Origin of the sequence: Streptomyces sp. NPDC006879, assembly GCF_042869595.1 — a bacterium.
In the GTDB taxonomy this organism is placed as follows: domain Bacteria; phylum Actinomycetota; class Actinomycetes; order Streptomycetales; family Streptomycetaceae; genus Streptomyces.
On record NZ_JBIAGC010000118.1, the window covers coordinates 1 to 1,077 of the forward strand.

The following is a 1,077-nucleotide window of genomic DNA, read 5'->3' on the forward strand; positions in this document are numbered from 1 at the left end:
CAGGTGATGGTCGGGATCGAGACCGACCGGGGGCCTTGGGTGCAGGCACTGATCGCAGCCGGCTACCGCATCTACGCGGTCAACCCCCGACAGGCGGCGCGGTTTAAGGAGAGGTACGGCACATCCGGGGCCAAGAGCGACAAGGGAGACGCCCACGCGCTGGCGGACATGGTCCGCATCGATGGCGACCAGCTGCGGCCGGTCGCCGGGGACAGCGACCAGGCCCAGGCGATCAAGGTCGTCGCTCGCGCCCACCAGACCCTGATCTGGGAACGCACCCGCGCCTTCCAGCGCCTGCGCAACACGCTGCGCGAGTACTTCCCCGGCGCGCTCACCGCCTACGCCACCCTGGAGTTGACCAGCACCGACGCACTGGAACTGCTGCTCAAGGCCCCGACACCTGAGCAGGCTGCGAAGCTGACCAAGCAGCAGATCACCGCCGTCCTGGCCCGGCACCGCCGCCGCAACCGGGACCAGAGGGCCGCCGCGATCCAGGCCGGCCTGCGCGAGCCGCAGCTCGGTGTCGCCGCACCGGTCGCCACCGCCTACGCCGCGGCGGCGACCGCACACGCCAACCTGCTGATCGCGCTGAACGAACAGATAGCCACGATGGAAAAGCAGGTGAGCGCGCATTTTCTCGCGCACCCGGACGCTGAGATCTACCTGTCGATGCCCGGCATCGGCGCGATCACCGGCGCCCGGGTGCTGGCCGAGTTCGGGGACGACCCCACCCGCTACACCTCCGCCAAGGCCCGCAAGAACTACGCGGGCACCAGCCCGATCACCCGCGCCTCCGGCAGGACCCACGCCGTCCACGCCCGCCACGCGCGCAACGACCGCCTCGCCGACGCCCTCCACCGGCAGGCGTTCTCCGCCCTCAACACCTCGCCCGGCGCCCGGCGCTACTACGACAAGCAACGCGCTCGCGACGCCGGCTACAACCCCGCCCTGCGCCAGCTCGGCAACCGGCTCGTCGGCATCCTCCACGGGTGTCTCAAGACCCGCACCCCCTACGACGAGGCCACCGCGTGGTCACACCACGCAACCCTCGCCACCTCCGCTTGACATCCCTGCGCC

At 70.9% G+C, this 1,077-nt stretch carries 1 protein-coding gene; it reads left to right on the top strand.

Annotation, left to right across the window (positions count from 1 at the left end; translation table 11 throughout):
• Nucleotides 1–1,065, top strand: a 1,065-nt coding sequence (locus ACFYMC_RS29830) for an IS110 family transposase (RefSeq protein WP_388531309.1), incomplete at its 5' end; no start/stop codon positions are given.
• Nucleotides 1,066–1,077: the final 12 nt, after the last annotated feature.